The following is a 15982-nucleotide window of genomic DNA, read 5'->3' as shown; positions in this document are numbered from 1 at the left end:
GAGAATTGTTATGCAAATCAGAACCGCGACTTCCGCCGATTTGGCAGCTGTGGTACAAATTGAAGCCGAGTGCTTCCCCGCTGCCGAAGCCGCCACAGAATTGAGCCTTGCCAGACGGCTGGCGCTGTATCCGAACCATTTTTGGGTGTTGATGGACGGCAAACAGCTGGTGGGCTTTGTGAATGGCATGGCTACGGACGAGCCGGACCTGCGGGACGAGATGTACGATGACGCGGCCCTGCATAACGAAAACGGCGCGTGGCAGATGATTTTCGGCGTGGATACAATCCCCGCTTACCGTCGCCGCGGCTGTGCCGCCATGCTGCTGGAACATGTCATTGCCGAGGCGCGCCGTCAGGGCCGCAAGGGGCTTGTGCTGACCTGCAAGGACCGTCTTGTACATTATTACGCCAAGTTCGGCTTTGTCAGCGAGGGTATTTCCGGCTCCACCCACGGTGATGTGACGTGGTATCAGATGAGATTGACCTTTTGATAAAAGTGTTCGTTGTAATTATAGAAAACTACCCTGCAAGGCACCTTGCAGGGTAGTTTCTGTTCATGCATAATTTGTTCTTTCAGACCAATTTCAGCAGCATATCATCGGTCGCGTCGGTGTACTGGCCTTGTTGGATTTTCTTGTTTCGCAGCTGATTTACGGCTGTTCTTGCTAGATGGATTTCCTCACTGGTGAAAACTGATTTTTTACCGACTGGGAGAGAATCCACTTTCAGTATCAGATAACCTGTTTCACGCCAACCTGTGTTTACGGCTCTCTGCTGGTATGTTAAGGAGGTCTTATTATTGGCCATAATATGCAGTGGATCCATGTTTGCGGTGATAGTGTTTGTCCAATACATATTGTGGAGCTGGTGCTGTATTAGGATTGACTTGATTGGTCAGTAATGTCATTTTTGCAACTTCTTCTAGTACAACGGCATGGTATACTGCCTGAGCAGCATCCTTTCCCCAAGTGAATGGACCATGGTTCGCACACAGGACACCTGGTACATGCATGGGATCGATATTGTGATCACAAAAGGTTTCAACGATTACCTTACCAGTGTTCCGCTCATAATCTGAATCAACCTCTTCCTGGGTCAACTTGCGGGTACATGGCACTGCACCGTAGAAATAATCAGCATGTGTTGTACCAAAGGCAGGAATATCCTTGCACGCCTGTGCCCATGCTACAGCATAAGTGCTATGGGTGTGGACAATGCCGCCCAATGCAGGAAATGCATTGTACAATTCCAGATGAGTTTTTGTATCACTGCTAGGTTTCAAGCTGCCTTCTACCACATTGCCATCCATATCTACTATTACAAGATTGTCAGGAGCCAATTCGTTATAATCCACACCAGATGGCTTAATAACGATTAGACCTTTTTCATGGTCGATGGCGGAAACATTTCCCCAAGTATAGGTTACAAGACCGTGGCGAGGCAATTCCATGTTCGCCTCGTAGACCTGTTGTCGAAGATATTCCAGCATCATGATCCTCACTTCAGCTTCCAGGCAAGGTCAGCAAGAAACAGATCGTGCTCCAGACTTTCAGGAGTGGTATCCTTACCGATATGGACGAATTCTATATCCATCATGTTGGCCCAGTCGTGCATTTGCTCAGCAGTTACGTCATAGCTCAGTACTGTATGATGGGCACCGCCAGCAGTGATCCAACATTCTACGCCAGTTGCCAAGCTCGGCAGTGCCTTCCACATGACACGGGCAACGGGGAGATTAGGCATTGGCAGAATGGGTTTTACGCACTCTATATCCTGGCAGATCAGTCGCAAACGACCACCCATATCAATCAGGCTGACAACAATAGCCGGGCCGGCTTTACCTTCAAACACAAGACGTGCCGGGTCTTTTTCATTCATCCCGATACCCAGGGGGTGGGTCTCGATACGGGGCTTTTCTGCTGCGCAGCAAGGGCAAACTTCCAACATATGAGCACCAAGGCTATATTCTGCACCTGGAACCAGATTGTAAGTATAGTCTTCCATGAAGAGCGAGCATCCATTGCCGTTATCGCCCATCGATTTCATGATGGCAGTCATGGCAGCAACTTTCCAGTCCCCTTCGCCGCCGTAGCCGTATCCTTGAGCCATCAAATGTTGACTGGCCAGGCCGGGCAGCTGCTCCATGCCATACAAATCTTGGAATGTATTAGAAAATGCCTGACATCCTTCGTCATCCAGCATTTTTTTGATGGCAATTTCTTCTCTGGCCTGATAGCGAATAGCATCGATATTATCAGTAGCAAAGTCGTAGCTGGAACGATAAGTGTCCATTAAAGCATCGACTTCAGCATCAGTGACCTCGTTCATTACTTTCACAAGGTCACCTACTGCCCAGGTATTTACCTGCCATCCGAGTTTAGCCTGAACTTCAACCTTATCGCCTTCAGTTACTGCAACCTCACGCATATTGTCACCAAAACGCATGACTTTTAGATTCCGCGAAACTGCTACACCTACAGCAGCACGCATCCAACGACCGAGACGCTTTTGAATTTCCTCGTCTTGCCAATAACCAAAAATGATTTTGCGAGGCATCCGCAGTCTTGCGGCAATGAATCCATGTTCCCTGTCGCCGTGAGCAGCTTGGTTCAGGTTCATAAAGTCCATATCGATTTCTTCATTTGGGATTTCGCGATTATACTGAGTGGCAAAGTGACAATAAGGTTTTTGCAGGTCAACGAAGCCATTGATCCACATTTTGCTTGGGCTGAAAGTGTGGCACCATGTGATAATGCCAGCGCAGTGCGGGTCATAGTTGGCTTCACGTACAACATCAGCAATTTCTTTATTAGTTTTTGCGGTGACCTTGTATACCAATTTGCAAGGCAAGTTGCCAGAAGCATTTAACACATCGGCCATTTCGGAAGCACGAGCAGCTACGGTTTCGAGCACTTCGGGACCATACAGGAACTGGCTTCCTACTACAAACCAAAATTCATAGTCTTGCATACGCATTATTAATAGCCTCCTAATTTAGCGAAGAGCATCTACGGCGGCGCGTTCGACCGGCAAGCAACGTATATACTCTTTCATGAATGCGGAAAATCCGAACTGATCAGCTTTATCGGGTGTCTGGGTATTTCCTTCGGAATGGATAAAGATATGGTTCTGTAAATAGTTTTCCAAGTTCTCATCCTTATTCCGATTCAAACGATAGCCAGCCAAAAGTGCCATACCCCACGGTCCGCCCTCTCCGGCTGTTTTCATTACAGATACCGGAACACCCAACGCCCCGGCCAGTAATTTCTGCCCAACTACGGGGACCTTGAATAGACCACCATGGCCAAGTAGATTGTCGACTGTTACCTGCTCTTGCTCGAACAAAATGTCCAAACCATACTTCAAAGTCGCAATGCAGGAATACAATTGGGCTCGTGCGAAGTTGGCAAGATGAAATTTTGCATTGGGGCGACGAATAAATGTTGGCCGTCCATCTGATATGCCCGTGACTGGCTCGCCGGAGAAGTAGTTGAAATTGATCAACCCACCGCAATCAGCATCGCCTTGTAATGCTTTCTGGTAGAAAAGATTATACAGCTGAGATTTGGTCAGTGTGGTCCCGGCAGCCTCGGTCATTTCTCCCATCAAATTCACCCAGCCATCCAGATCAGATGTGCAAGTATTACAGTGAACCATAGCAACAGGAGCACCTTGTGGAGTGGTGACCATATCTATCTCTGGATGAACTTGTTTCAGCGGCTTATCAAGCACGATCATAGCAAAAACGCTTGTGCCGGCGCTGACATTACCGGTGCGCTGTGCAACGCTGTTAGTAGCCACCATGCCGGTTCCGGCATCACCTTCTGGTGGACAAAATGGAATTCCGGGAGATAGTGTTCCCGTGGAATCGAGGAGTTTGGAACCTGCTTCTGTTAAATAACCGGCATCTTCCCCCGCACACAGTACCTTGGGAAGCAAATCACGCAGGTGAAATGGTAACTTTGCTTCTTTGAGCAAAGCATCGAAGGAATCGAGCATGGAAGCATTATAATCACAGGTGTTGCTGTCGATAGGAAACATGCCGGATGCGTCCCCGATACCCAGAACCTTATTACCAGTTAGCTGCCAATGGACATAACCGGCAAGAGTTGTCAGAAACGCAACATTATTAACGTGTGCCTCTCCATTAAGAATGGCCTGATAAAAGTGAGCTATGCTCCATCGCTGAGGAATGTTGAAATGAAAACGCTCTGTCAAAGCATTTGCTGCCTGTTGAGTTGTAGTGTTACGCCAGGTACGGAATGCTGTCAGCTGTTGTCCATTACAATCAAATGGAAGATAGCCATGCATCATGGCTGAAACGCCAATAGCGCCAACGGTCTGAAGAACTTCCCCATAGGTGTTTTCATAGTTCAGTGCTAAATCACGATAGGCATCTCGAATGCCTGCCCATACATCATCTAGATGGTAAGTCCAATAACCGTCTTCAAAACGGTTCTCCCAGTCATGCATACCACTGGCTAGTATTGTACCATCAAAACTCGTCAAAACTGCTTTGATGCGTGTTGAGCCTAATTCGATGCCCAAAGTGGTCAACTTTTGTTTCGTTGCCATAATACTCTTATCACCGCCTTGGTTTTCTTTTCTAAATAATCCAGAGAAATCCCCCCTAGTTAGCTTGCGTAATCCACTAGGGGGGATCTGTTATTTCCTTCTCGGCATTTCAGGTAAATATTTTGTCCAATTTACTTTAGCCCAAATGGTCTGCTTGCAGTTAAGCTGCGGGCAACGTATAAACTGTGGTGTTAATGATGGCAATCAGCGTACCGAAAATCACAGGACCAAGGTAAAGGCTGCTGGTTGCGTTATAAATCTTACGATTGATAATTGTACCTGCAGTAGCGGAAAGAATCATGTAGCTGAGCATCATATATGCTTTCCAGTTGGAGAATGCACCAATACCGCAGCCAGTGCGATACAGCATAATATAGTAGACCAGCACTACAACAATCGTTCCGAAAGTGTTGCAAAGCACGCAGATCAGAAGGTTTTTGCCTTCGCTCATGTTTTTAAAGCGGTTGCAGCCGTTCATTGTAAGAGAGTTGATGCACCAGTACAGGATAAAGAACGGAGCGTAGCAAAGGGATACACGCAGATGATTCCAGTCCATTGTAGCCATGGACAGATCAACAAGACGGAAATCAACCTTGAAGAAGTAATCTGCAAACCAGACAACGCTGCGGCAGGTCAGGATAACGGCAATAGCCAGAAGAATGATGCGGCCAATATCAGCCAGAGAAATTGCCAATCCATAATCAGAAAGTTTTACGCCATTCTTCTTGTGAATAACATTATAGAACAGGAAGAACATTGCCAACAGGAACAAAGCACTGAACATCATCCATACAACGACATTGTTTGCGACACCATAAACAAAGACACTGCCAGTGGTTCCCTGCCCAGTCAGAGAGAAGATCTTGCTGGTTTGCTGAATGATGACAGGAGCCATGATCGGAGGAACAAAGCCAGCAATCAGAGAAGCTACAATAAAGATGGTCCAGTCTTTTTTGGTGTTCAAACCGGAAACGGGAGCGCCGGCCGGACGGTGAAGCGCAGCAAAGATAGGCGTCTCGAGGAGCAGAAGAGCAACAGGAACCGTCATCGTCAACAGAGCGATCAAACCGAGTGCAGAGAACAGCATCAACGCAGGATACACCAGGTCGTTGGCATCAATGGGATTCGGTGCAGGAATAGCCTGCATAAAGAAGTCCACAGTATCATGAATAAAGCCGCGGCTGATCATACCAGAACCGTGGGTAGAGTCAGCAGGATTGTAAACGACGCGAGCGTTGTTCTCAGCAAAGCTACCGTATACATGACCGATTTCAACCTTAACATTCGGGTCGTCCAGTTCATCTTCGGCAAAAGTGCCAGGCACACCAAGGTTAATGGTTTCCTTCATTTCGCGTTTTACGCTCAGGTCGCCTGGCCAGTAACCTTCTACTGGTTTGAAACCGATGCGAGAATAAGGATCGTACAGGCCAGCACCAAAACCAAGGTTGACGCCGGTAGCCAGAGCATCCAGAGGCTGGAACGGCGGAGCAAGGATCAGAGCTGCGTCAACTTTGCGGACATAGTTGTCAGGATCTTCACGTTGCTGATCGCCAAGAGTAGTCATGACGCGGATAACATTTCCACCGCCCTTTGAATAACCTGCGATGCCGATATGAGCATTGTCTACATAGTCGAGGTTGCTGTAGACGTAGTCAATCAGCTCTTCAAAACCAAAGGTGGGCGAATTACCAATGCCTTCGGAGGAGTGACCTGCGGAGAGCAGATCCAGAACATACACGGCATAACCACGACGCGCCAGTTCCGAAGAGCAAAGGCGAACGCTTTCGGCGGTGCTATCATTACCAGGGCTATAAACGATCGCAGGAACAGGGTTATCTGCAGTAGCTGTTTTAGGGCGATACTCCAGGAAGCGAACCAAGTCACCCTTGGAGGTCGAAATCTTCAAATCATTTACTTCAACCGTTCCGTTGCAAGTCAACATAGACCAAGTTCCAAACATACTGATCAGGCAAAACGCCAGACATATCAGTAAGGCAATCAAGCTTTTTTGCTTTTTCATCGTAATCCGTTTCCTTTCATTAAATTGGTTGCGTTAAATGCGTTTTTTCGACAAATAGCCTCCTTTTCTTGCTGTGTGTTGACTTCGTGCCGTTGCAGGTAGAATACCACTTTTGATTAGGATTCTGCCTAAATGGTCAATGTTGCACATAAATTATTTACTAATTCGTTGATTTGTGGTAATATTAACATATAAATTGACGGATTGAAAGACAACCTTTGGCAAGATGTGGACATTTATTGTTCTGGCGAGAGAGGGAACGAATTGTGATAGCAAAACTCGAAAAAAGATACTATGCAGGGAACGAACGTGTGTGGGTTGGAGAGTACAAAAATCTGCATAACATATCCCACTGGCACATGGAGCATGAATTGATTCTATGCAAGACTGGAACTGCACATATAACTCTCAATGAACACGAGTACAGCCTAACACCGGGAAAGGGGTTACTCTGCTACAGTGGCAACATCCATTCAATTAATGCAGGGCAAGACTGTGTTCTTTTTGTATCATTGATCGATGAGCGAACAACAACATCGCTCACATGTGGTCGTATGCCGACTCAATCGCTTTTTCATGACGATGGGCATATTCAAAACCAGCTGATGGAAATTCGTCGTGAGCTTTATGAAAAGCAGCCTTTCTTTGAACAGAGAACACTGGCGTTAATGATTCTGATTCTTGTAGATATTTATCGGGCACAACCATTGATAGACTGCCAACAAGAAAATGCACAGGTGAACCGATATAAGCAGCTATTGAACCGTGTCGATACAGATTATTCCAGCATCACCTTTGACGATGCGGTTGAATTCATGAACTTCTCTCCGGCGTACTTTTCGCGATACTTTAAAAAGCAGGCAGGTATGACATTTTCGCAGTATCTCAGCACCGTACGCGTAGAAAAGGCTGTTCAGTTGATCCATTCGGAACCAAACACAAAAATCACGGAGATTTGTGCAAGCTGTGGGTTCACAACGATTCGCAATTTCAATCGCGAATTCAGGCGCATCACGGGTTATACACCAAAAGAATTGCCGAAAAATTTCGTATTGAATACGCGAACTTTGCCAGCGATCTATGGAAGTTTTGATCCGACATTGTCTGGCACAGAACTCATCGATTATGTGGATGCGACTAACCCATAGCGGCAAAAGAACATAAAACAAGAGAAGCCACTCCCAAAAGAGTGGCTTCTCCTATACCATACCAAGAACTTATTATGGGAACTACGACTTTCTATCTTTGACGTAGCCCAGCATTTTCAAGCTGATATAGCATATCATCGGTGGCATCTGTGTACTTCCTTTGTTGAATTTTTTTGTTTCGCAGTTGGTTTACGGCTGTTCTTGCAAGGCAGACTTCCTCGCTGGTGAAAACTGCTTTTTTACCGGCTGAGAGTGAATCCACTTTCAGTATCAGATAAGAAGTATCGTGCCTATGAGGAAGAACTGTACGCCAAGAATGGCCAATAATAGCCAATAAGCTCAAAATCTGATAAGTCCCTCTATATCCCAGTGATGAAGTGCCCCCAAAAAGTTAGACAATGTCTTTGCCTCAGCTTTTGAACTACCTGCGTTTTCTGCGCTGGCGTCGCTCGTCTTCCAAAACCAAGGCTTGCAAGTTTTTTAGGTAATCGTTCTCCGCACGCAGTCGCTGCACTTCGGCCAGCAGATCTTCTTCTACCTCTTTTGGCAGCTTCTTTGACCGACCAGTGCTGCTGCGGCCCCGTCGCTCAACCGACAAGCCTTCCGGCCCTTCTTCCAAATAAATGCGTTCCCAACGCTCTATAATTTTATGGTCGTTAATTCCGAATTCCTGCATCGTTGCATGGATACTCAGATGTTCTTTTTCCATGGTTTCTACAACCATTTTCTTGAATTCCGGCGTATATCGTTTGTTCGGTTTTCCTCTTGACATAATAAATCACCCCATCTGTTAGATAGTATATCATACTGTCTAACAAATGGGGTGCAGTTCATGAAAAGGCAGGATTTTGTAAACAATTTGAAAACAAGCTGTTATTTTGCAGATTTTTTCGGAAAATATCGCCGATTTTTCCACTTTGGGAGCTTATCTCGGTGGAAAATCGGCAACAAAAATGTCCGGCCGTGGCAAAACGACCGGACAACTGTGTTCTATTCAGCCTCCAAAACGAGGGCGCAAAATCGCCATTTTTTGGCGTTACAACAAAAAAGGCTGTGACAACATTTTTGTCACAGCCTGATGGTTGCGGGGACAGGACTTGAACCTGCGACCTCCGGGTTATGAGAAGTCTAAAATTTGTGCGTTACAGTGCGGTTTTGTTGGGTTTTGTGGTGTTGTGTACCAAGGCTCGGAATAGATTTTGTCCCATGTGTACAAAAAGGTGCTGCACCGTGCTGAACCGTTTCAAACCCTTTTGGGGGCCGTTTTGGGGGCAAATTCGTGAGACGGATTCTGACTTGCACCTCTCAAATAAATGCGCAGCATTGGTCTCACTGAGAAATATGAATGTGCTGGTCCTGCGCTACACCCTTGACAATCAGGAGCTTGCCAGCCTCTCGCTCTCCCGCACCAGCCAGGCGCTGGGCAGCAAGGTGCTTTGACGGATTTCTTTCCTCCAAAAAATCACATTCCTGGCCTGTTGAATGTGTAGGGGCGGCCATTGGCCGCCCGCCGGCTTGGCGCAGAAGCGCGTTTTCCTGGAAGGTTTTTCACAGACAAACGGGCACGGACGAGCAATGCTCGCCCCTACAAAAGTTTTTTTGCAGCCTGAAAAAAAATTGCAAGCCGGCGATCTGCTGGCTTGCAATTTTTTTATCCCCCGCAGAGGGTCTTTTTCGCCGTTCCCTGCCTTTTACTGCCCGGCCAGTGCGATCTGCTCACGGGTGATGGGCAGCTCATAGAACCGCTTGTGGGTGGCGTGGTAGATCGCATCGGCCACGGCGGGCAGCGGGGTGTTGATGACCACCTCGCCGATGCTCTTGGCACCGAAGGGGCCGGTGCCCTCGTAGCTGCTCTCAAATACGACATGGATATGCCCGATGTCGTTGCGCGCCGGGATCTTGTACTGCATCAGCGAGTTTTCCTGCGGCATGCCGCGGTCATCGTAGGTGACATTCTCGGTCAGCGCCATACCGATGCCCTGCAGGATGCCGCCCTCGGCCTGCACCCGCGCAAGGTTCGGGTTGACCGGTGTGCCGCAGTCAACGGCCGCCTCATAGCGGATGACCTGTGCCTCGCCGGTTTCCAGATCGACCTCGACCTCGGCCGCGCCCACCATGAACGGCGGGGGCGAGATTTCCGAGCTGTGGGTCACAACTGCCTCCAGCGCCGTATTGCTGCCGCACTGGGAGGCTGCGGCGATCTGCGCCAGCGTGGCGCGCTGCGTGCCGTCCTCGCTTGTCACGGCATCGCCCGTAAAGACGACCGCACGCTCATCAAGGCCCAGCAGCCCCGCGCCGACCTGACAGATCTTCTGCTTGAGCTGCTCGGCGCACTGCTCAACCGCCTTGCCGGTGACATAGGTCGTGCTGGATGCGTAGGAGCCGGAATCGTAGGGCGAGGAATCGGTGTCCGCGCCGAGGACCGTCACATTGTCGAGCGGGCACTCCAGCACCTCGGCGGCAATCTGCGCCAGAATCGTATCGCAGCCGGTGCCCATGTCGGCTGCACCGATTGAGAGGGTGTAGAACCCATCATCGTTGATCTTCAGGCTGGCGCTGCCCACATCCACACTCGTAATGCCGGAGCCCTGCATCGCCATGCCCATGCCCACGGCGCGCACCTTGCCGTTACCCATGTCGCGCACGGGGTATTTTTCGTCCCAGCCGATGTTGTCATGCACGGCCTGCAGGCAGCGGTCCAGCGCGCAGCTGGTGTTGACCTGCCCGTAGTAGGCGGGCATCACATCGCCCTCATGGACGATGTTGCGCTGGCGGATCACAAACGGGTCGATGCCCAGCTTGTCGGCCAGCTCATTGACGGCGGACTCCACCGCAAACAGGCCCTGGGTCGCACCGTAGCCGCGGTAAGCGCCCGAGGACATGTGGTTCGTGTAGACGACATCGCTGACAAAGCGGAATGCCTCGGCCTTGCCGTAGAGCGGGATGGATTTGTGGCCGGACAGGCCCACCGTTGTAGGCCCATGCTCGCCGTAAGCACCGGTGTTGGACAGGGTGTAGAGGTCGATGCCCCTGACGATGCCGTCCTTTGTCGCACCAAGGCGGACATGCAGCTCCATCTCATGGCGCGGGGTGGAGGCGATCTGGCTCTCATACCGGCTGAAGATGATCTTGCTGGGCTTTTTGGTTTTCCATGTCACAAAGGCGGGGTAGACCTCGCAGACCGAGGTCTGCTTGGCGCCGAAGCCGCCGCCGATGCGGGGCTTGGCCACCCGGATCATCGACTTGGGGATGTGCAGCGCATTGGCCAGGATCCGGCGGCAGTGGAAAACGATCTGGGTCGAGCTGAGGACATTCAGCCGCCCGTAGGCATCTATGCTGCAGTAGGTGCGGAAGGTCTCCATCATGGCCTGCTGGCAGGCGCGGGTGTGGTATGTATGGTCGATGACGACATCACACCCCGCCAGCACCGCCTCAATATCGCCCGCCCCGGTTTCATCGTGGGCGCAGAGGTTGCGCTTGTTGTCGGCCCCGACCGGTGCCAGCGACTCCCAGTTTTCCTCCGGGTGGACAAGGACGGGGTTGTCCAGCGCCGTGTGGTAGTCCAGCACGGCGGGTAGGACCTCATACCTGACCTTGATGAGCTTCATCGCCTTATCGACGCATTTTTCATCCTTGCCGGCCAAAATTGCGACAACATCCCCCGCAAAGCGGACATGGCGGTCGATGACAAGTCGGTCATAGGGGCTCGGCTCAGGGTAGGTCTGGCCCGCCTGGGTGTAGCGGCGGCCCTGCTGGTCCACATCCTTCCATGTGTAGATCGCCTCGATGCCCGGCACCAGCAGGGCACGGCTCGTGTCGATTTCCTGCACGATAGCGTTGGCATGGGGGGAGCGCAGCAGCTTTACGATCAGGCAGTCCTGCGGGATGACATCATCCATGTAGACGGGCTGGCCGGTCACAAGCTGCATGGCGTCCTTTTTGCGCATGGACTGGTTCACGGTTTTCATTGGGCGGCCTCCTTCCCCTTTTTCCACGCTAAAAAGTTCAAAATACCCCGCAGCTGGCCCTCATAGCCGGAGCAGCGGCAGAGGTTGCCGGCCAGATACTCCTTGATTTCATCCTCGCCGGGGTCGGGGTTTTCCCGGAAAAGCGCCAGCGCGTTCATAATAAAGCCCGGGTTGCAGAAGCCGCACTGCTCCGCACCCTGATCGGCGATAAAGGCGCCGAACTCGGCAGCCTCCTCCTGCAGCCCCTCCAGCGTGGTGACGCTGCGGCCGTTGACCCGCGCCGCCAGCACCGAGCAGGACAGCACCGGCTTTTCATCGAGAAAGACCGTGCAAAGGCCGCAGTTGGCGGTCTCGCAGCCGCGCTTGACGCTCTTGCAGCCGAGGCTGCGCACGAGGTCCAGCAGCACGGTGTCAGCCGCGATTTCGGCGGTGACTTTTTTATGATTTAAGGTAAATGTGATCTGCATGGTATACCTCCGTCAATTTTCCAGCGCGGCCACGGCACGCCGGACCAGCACACCGGTCAGGTGGGTGCGGTACTCGGCACTGCCGCGCAGGTTGCTGCCGGTCTTGACGGCTGCCTGCACGGCGGCGGGCATCTGCGCCGGGTCGCAGTCCGGCGTGACAAGCACGGCCTTCATCGGGCGCGCGCCGATGGCAAAGCGGTACTGCCCCTGCGCCGTGCGGGCGGCCGCACAGGTCAGGATCGGGAAATCGGTCTGGGTCGCGCGCACCGACTGGTACTGCACCTTCAGCCCCGGCGTCTTGCGCAGGCAGATGTGGGTCAGAATATCGCGGTCATAGGGCATCGCGGCAAACTGCGCCAGCGGCATCCGGCCCGCCCTGTACAGCTCGACCTCGCAGTCCAGCGCCAAAAACAGCGTCAGCACATCGGAAAAGCCGAACCGGCCATAGATGCTGCCGCCCACCGTGGCGCAGTTGCGGAACTGCACGCCGACAATGTGGCGCACAGCCTCCCGCACAGCCCCCGCGGTGTAGGCATTCAGGGCGGCGTTCGTTTCCAGATCGCGCAGCGTTGCCATAGCGCCGATGAGGATCTCGGTGTCAGTCTCCTCGATCGTATCCAGCCCTAAGGCCGACAGGTCGATGGCCGTGCCGACATTGATCTTTTCCATCTTGAGCCAGAGCATACCGCCCAGCACGCGGTTGGGCTTTTTCTGGTTCAGCTGCCATGCTTCCTCCAGCGTGGCGGGGCGGGCATATTCGCGTATCGTCATCATGGGTCAATCTCCGTTTTTTTCTATTTTGGGCGAAAAAATCATACTTTTCGTGGATAGGTACTTTTATTCTACCATAAAATCTGGTACAATACCGTTGTTGTTTTAAAAATACAACGATATTTTTTATTGTATGAGGGAAGAAGATCCATGAAAATGACCAAAATGACCGCCCTGCTGCTGGCCGCCGCCATGGCGCTGACCGCCTGCGGCAGCACCGCCGCCGTAAGCAGTGAGGCTGCCGCCTCCGCCGTTGCACCCGAGGTCACCGCCAGCCCCGAGGAGGCTGCCGTTGAACCCGCTGCCGCCGAGACCGCCGTCACCTATCCGCTGACCGTCACCGACCAGCTGGGCCGCGAGGTCACCATCGAGACCGAGCCCAAGACGCTGGCCAGCGGCTACTACATCTCCACCAGCCTGCTCATCGCCCTCGGCGTGCAGGACGAGCTGGTCGGCGTTGAGGCCAAGGCCGACAAGCGCACGATCTACAGCCTCTCCGCACCTGAGCTGCAGAGCCTGCCCAGCATCGGCACCGCCAAGGAGTTTGACCTTGAGGGCTGCGCCGCGCTGACCCCCGACCTTGTCATCGTGCCCGCCAAGCTGAAGGATTCCATCCCCCAGATGGAGGAGCTGGGCCTGACCGTGCTGGCCGTCAAGCCGGAGGATCAGGACAAGTTGTACGGCGCCATCGACCTGCTGGCTCAGGCCACCAACACCGTTGCCCGCGGTGAGGAGCTGAAGTCCGCGATCGAGGACAACCTGCTCAGCCTCCACGAGGCCATCGGCGATGCCGAGGCCCCCACCGTCTACATGGCCGGCAACAGCTCTGTGCTGCAGACCGCCGGCCCCGCCATGTACCAGAACTATATGATCGAGAACGCCGGCGGTCTCAACGCTGCCGCCAGTGTTGAGGACACCTACTGGGCCGAGGTCTCCTATGAGCAGGTGCTGGACTGGGATCCCGACTACATCATTCTGGCGTCCGATGCCGACTATGATGTCGATTCCGTCCTGAACGATGCCGCACTGGCCGACTGCACCGCCGTCAAGGAGGGCCATGTCTACCAGCTGCCCCACGCCATCGAGGCTGTGGACTCCCCCGTGCCCGGCAGCTTCCTGGGCAGCGTCTATCTGGGCAGCGTGCTGCATCCCGAGCAGGTGAGTGAGCAGTTCTACCATGACTGCGCCGATGCATTCTACACGACCTACTACGGCTTCACCCCTGCCTCCTATGAATAACCGCAAGCGCACGGCGCTGTGCCTTCTGGGCGCAGCGCTCTGCGTTTTTATGACTTTTGGTGCGGCCCTTGCGCTGGGCCGCTACCCCATAACACCGGCGGCGCTGCTGGCCGGCGATGCTATGGCGGTGCGCACCTTCACCGTGCTGCGGCTGCCCCGCGCCGTTATGGCTCTGATCGGCGGCTTTGGACTGGGGGCGGCCGGCTTTGTCTACCAGACCGTATTCCGCAACCCGCTGGCAAGCCCCGACATCATCGGCGTCTCCTCGGGGGCCAGTGTCGGCGCGGCGTTCGCCATCCTGTTCGTTTCGTCAGGGGCGCTGTCCACCACGGTTTGTGCCTTTGCGGGCGGGCTGGCGGCGGTGTTCCTCTCACTGGGGCTGGCCGCCGCCGCGCCGGGGCGCAGCAAAATGTCGCTGGTGCTGGCGGGCATCGCCGTCCACGCGCTGGCCCAGACGCTGCTGATGCTGCTCAAGCTGACCGCCGACCCCGAGAAGGAGCTGGCCAGCATCGAGTATTGGATCATGGGCAGTCTGGCCGCCGTGACCCGCAGCCGGGTGTGGTTCCCGGTGCCGGTCGTGCTGGTCTGCTGCGCGGCGATCTTTGCGCTGCACCGGCAGGCGCTGCTGCTCTCGATTGAGGAGGGCGAGGCCCGGCTGCTCGGCGTGCGGGTGGGTGCGATGCGTCTGCTGCTGCTGACGCTTGCCACCATGACGGTTGCCGCCGTTGTCAGCGTGACAGGGCTTATCAGCTTTGTCGGGCTTCTGGCCCCCCACAGCGCCCGGCTGCTGGTGGGGCACAACCGGCGCTCGGCCTGCCTGCTGAGCGGGCTGCTGGGCAGCGCCCTGCTGCTGGCGGCCGACACACTGGCCAAGACGGTTGCCTCCACTGAGCTGCCGGTCAGCATCTTTACCTCGCTGCTGGGCGTACCGTTTCTGCTTTATCTGATCCTGCGGCCGGGGAGGGATGCGTCATGATGCCACAAACCACGCCCCCGCCTGTGGGGCTTTGCGTGCAGGACCTCACCGTACGGTACGGCACAGCGGCCGTGCTGCAAGGGGTCAGCTTTTCTGTCCCGGTGTCCGGGCAGCTGATCGGGCTGCTGGGGGTAAACGGCAGCGGCAAGACCACGCTGCTCAAGGCGGCCGCCGGGCTGCTGCCCCACACCGGGCAGTGCCTTCTGGACGGCGTCCCGCTGGAGAGTCTGTCCACCCGCAGGCTTGCGCAGACCGTCAGCTATATCCCGCAGCAGAGCGGCATCTCGGTCTCGCTCTCGGCGCGGGAGGTCGTGCTTATGGGCTTCAACCCGCGGCTGGGGGTCCTGCAAAGCCCCACCGCCGCCATGCGCGCCGCTGCGGACGAGGCCCTGCGCACCGTAGGTCTGGCCAACAAGGCCGGGCAGGACTACCTGACGCTGAGCGGCGGCGAGAAGCAGCTCTGTATTCTGGCGCGCACGATTGCCGAGGATGCGCCGCTGCTCTTGCTGGACGAGCCGGACAGTGCGCTTGACCTTGCGAACCGCAGTCGGATGACCGCGCTGCTGGCGCAGCTGGTCCACACCAGCGGCAAGACCGCGCTGGTCTGCCTGCACGACCCCGCGCTGGCGCTGGACAGCTGTGATATACTGGTGGTATTGCAGGGCGGCGGGGTCGCGGCGGTGCTGCACCCCAAAACCGACCCGCTCGCCGTGCTGCAGGCAGCCCTTGCCGCCGTGTACGGCCCGCTGGAGCTGCTGCCCGTTACCGACTGCCGGGGCCGACGCCGTCTGGCCCTGCTGCCGCTGTGAGGTGATA

Annotated in this window: 13 protein-coding genes; 5 read left to right on the top strand and 8 right to left on the bottom strand. The window is 54.0% G+C overall.

The features are described 5' to 3' along the window. The first annotated feature begins 10 nt into the window (after positions 1–10). On the top strand, positions 11–493 hold the full coding sequence (locus tag OGM81_05580) for a GNAT family N-acetyltransferase (GenBank protein UYJ44603.1): 483 nt from the start codon (positions 11–13) through the stop codon (positions 491–493). A gap of 305 nt (positions 494–798) precedes the next feature. Here the strand turns inward: OGM81_05580 and OGM81_05575 are convergent, their stop codons facing one another. The 4 genes from OGM81_05575 to OGM81_05560 form a co-directional block, all read right to left on the bottom strand. Next, positions 799–1488 carry an L-ribulose-5-phosphate 4-epimerase gene (locus OGM81_05575; protein ID UYJ44974.1) on the bottom strand — a complete coding sequence of 230 codons (690 nt, stop codon included), beginning with the start codon at positions 1486–1488 and terminating at the stop codon, positions 799–801. An 11-nt stretch (positions 1489–1499) separates the two neighbouring features. After that, entirely contained in the window at positions 1500–2978 is a 1479-nt protein-coding gene (gene araA / locus OGM81_05570) for an L-arabinose isomerase (GenBank protein ID UYJ44602.1), read from the bottom strand. An 18-nt stretch (positions 2979–2996) separates the two neighbouring features. Beyond that, complete coding sequence (locus OGM81_05565) at positions 2997–4577, bottom strand: FGGY-family carbohydrate kinase (GenBank protein ID UYJ44601.1); 1581 nt, start codon at positions 4575–4577, stop codon at positions 2997–2999. Positions 4578–4737: 160 nt separating this feature from the next. Then, positions 4738–6597, bottom strand: coding sequence for an esterase FrsA (locus tag OGM81_05560; GenBank protein ID UYJ44600.1), 1860 nt, complete (start codon positions 6595–6597; stop codon positions 4738–4740). 266 nt (positions 6598–6863) lie between these two features. Here OGM81_05560 and OGM81_05555 point away from each other — a divergent pair, with 266 nt between their 5' ends. Beyond that, positions 6864–7745 carry an AraC family transcriptional regulator gene (locus OGM81_05555; GenBank protein UYJ44599.1) on the top strand — a complete coding sequence of 294 codons (882 nt, stop codon included), beginning with the start codon at positions 6864–6866 and terminating at the stop codon, positions 7743–7745. Positions 7746–8166: 421 nt separating this feature from the next. On the opposite strand, the gene OGM81_05550 is transcribed toward OGM81_05555, so the two are convergent. The 4 genes from OGM81_05550 to OGM81_05535 form a co-directional block, all read right to left on the bottom strand. Further along, positions 8167–8517 (bottom strand): helix-turn-helix domain-containing protein, encoded by a 351-nt coding sequence (locus tag OGM81_05550; GenBank protein ID UYJ44598.1) that lies wholly within the window; start codon positions 8515–8517, stop codon positions 8167–8169. A 919-nt stretch (positions 8518–9436) separates the two neighbouring features. After that, a complete protein-coding gene (locus OGM81_05545) occupies positions 9437–11713 on the bottom strand; it encodes a molybdopterin-dependent oxidoreductase (GenBank protein UYJ44597.1) in 2277 nt (758 codons plus the stop codon). Further along, the gene (locus OGM81_05540; protein ID UYJ44596.1) at positions 11710–12180 is read right to left on the bottom strand and encodes a (2Fe-2S)-binding protein; all 471 of its coding nucleotides are present in this window, start codon (positions 12178–12180) and stop codon (positions 11710–11712) included. Before OGM81_05540 ends, OGM81_05545 begins: the two co-directional genes overlap by 4 nt. Positions 12181–12192: 12 nt before the next feature. Beyond that, a complete protein-coding gene (locus tag OGM81_05535) occupies positions 12193–12954 on the bottom strand; it encodes an FAD binding domain-containing protein (protein ID UYJ44595.1) in 762 nt (253 codons plus the stop codon). Between the two features lie 147 nt (positions 12955–13101). Between OGM81_05535 and OGM81_05530 the strand changes: the two genes are divergently transcribed. The 3 genes from OGM81_05530 to OGM81_05520 are packed head-to-tail and all read left to right on the top strand — an operon-like array spanning position 13102 to position 15975. Further along, complete coding sequence (locus OGM81_05530) at positions 13102–14190, top strand: ABC transporter substrate-binding protein (protein UYJ44594.1); 1089 nt, start codon at positions 13102–13104, stop codon at positions 14188–14190. Next, a complete protein-coding gene (locus OGM81_05525) occupies positions 14183–15166 on the top strand; it encodes an iron ABC transporter permease (GenBank protein UYJ44593.1) in 984 nt (327 codons plus the stop codon). The genes OGM81_05530 and OGM81_05525 overlap by 8 nt, the downstream gene beginning before the upstream one ends. Beyond that, positions 15163–15975 carry an ABC transporter ATP-binding protein gene (locus OGM81_05520; protein UYJ44592.1) on the top strand — a complete coding sequence of 271 codons (813 nt, stop codon included), beginning with the start codon at positions 15163–15165 and terminating at the stop codon, positions 15973–15975. The genes OGM81_05525 and OGM81_05520 overlap by 4 nt, the downstream gene beginning before the upstream one ends. The last annotated feature ends 7 nt before the right edge of the window (positions 15976–15982 follow it).

The sequence above is a fragment of the Oscillospiraceae bacterium genome, from assembly GCA_025758045.1.
Lineage (GTDB): Bacteria > Bacillota > Clostridia > Oscillospirales > Ruminococcaceae > Gemmiger.
Note: the sequence above shows the minus strand (reverse complement) of the source record. Positions and strands in the feature narration are given on the sequence as shown.

Excerpts from the sequence above, each read along its gene's own strand:
- OGM81_05580 (UYJ44603.1), top strand. The coding sequence starts at position 11 with ATGCAAATCAGAACCGCGACTTCCGCCGATTTGGCAGCTGTGGTACAA.
- araA (UYJ44602.1), bottom strand. The coding sequence starts at position 2,978 with ATGCGTATGCAAGACTATGAATTTTGGTTTGTAGTAGGAAGCCAGTTC.
- OGM81_05565 (UYJ44601.1), bottom strand. The coding sequence starts at position 4,577 with ATGGCAACGAAACAAAAGTTGACCACTTTGGGCATCGAATTAGGCTCA.
- OGM81_05560 (UYJ44600.1), bottom strand. The coding sequence starts at position 6,597 with ATGAAAAAGCAAAAAAGCTTGATTGCCTTACTGATATGTCTGGCGTTT.
- OGM81_05550 (UYJ44598.1), bottom strand. The coding sequence starts at position 8,517 with ATGTCAAGAGGAAAACCGAACAAACGATATACGCCGGAATTCAAGAAA.
- OGM81_05545 (UYJ44597.1), bottom strand. The coding sequence starts at position 11,713 with ATGAAAACCGTGAACCAGTCCATGCGCAAAAAGGACGCCATGCAGCTT.
- OGM81_05540 (UYJ44596.1), bottom strand. The coding sequence starts at position 12,180 with ATGCAGATCACATTTACCTTAAATCATAAAAAAGTCACCGCCGAAATC.
- OGM81_05535 (UYJ44595.1), bottom strand. The coding sequence starts at position 12,954 with ATGATGACGATACGCGAATATGCCCGCCCCGCCACGCTGGAGGAAGCA.
- OGM81_05530 (UYJ44594.1), top strand. The coding sequence starts at position 13,102 with ATGAAAATGACCAAAATGACCGCCCTGCTGCTGGCCGCCGCCATGGCG.
- OGM81_05525 (UYJ44593.1), top strand. The coding sequence starts at position 14,183 with ATGAATAACCGCAAGCGCACGGCGCTGTGCCTTCTGGGCGCAGCGCTC.
- OGM81_05520 (UYJ44592.1), top strand. The coding sequence starts at position 15,163 with ATGATGCCACAAACCACGCCCCCGCCTGTGGGGCTTTGCGTGCAGGAC.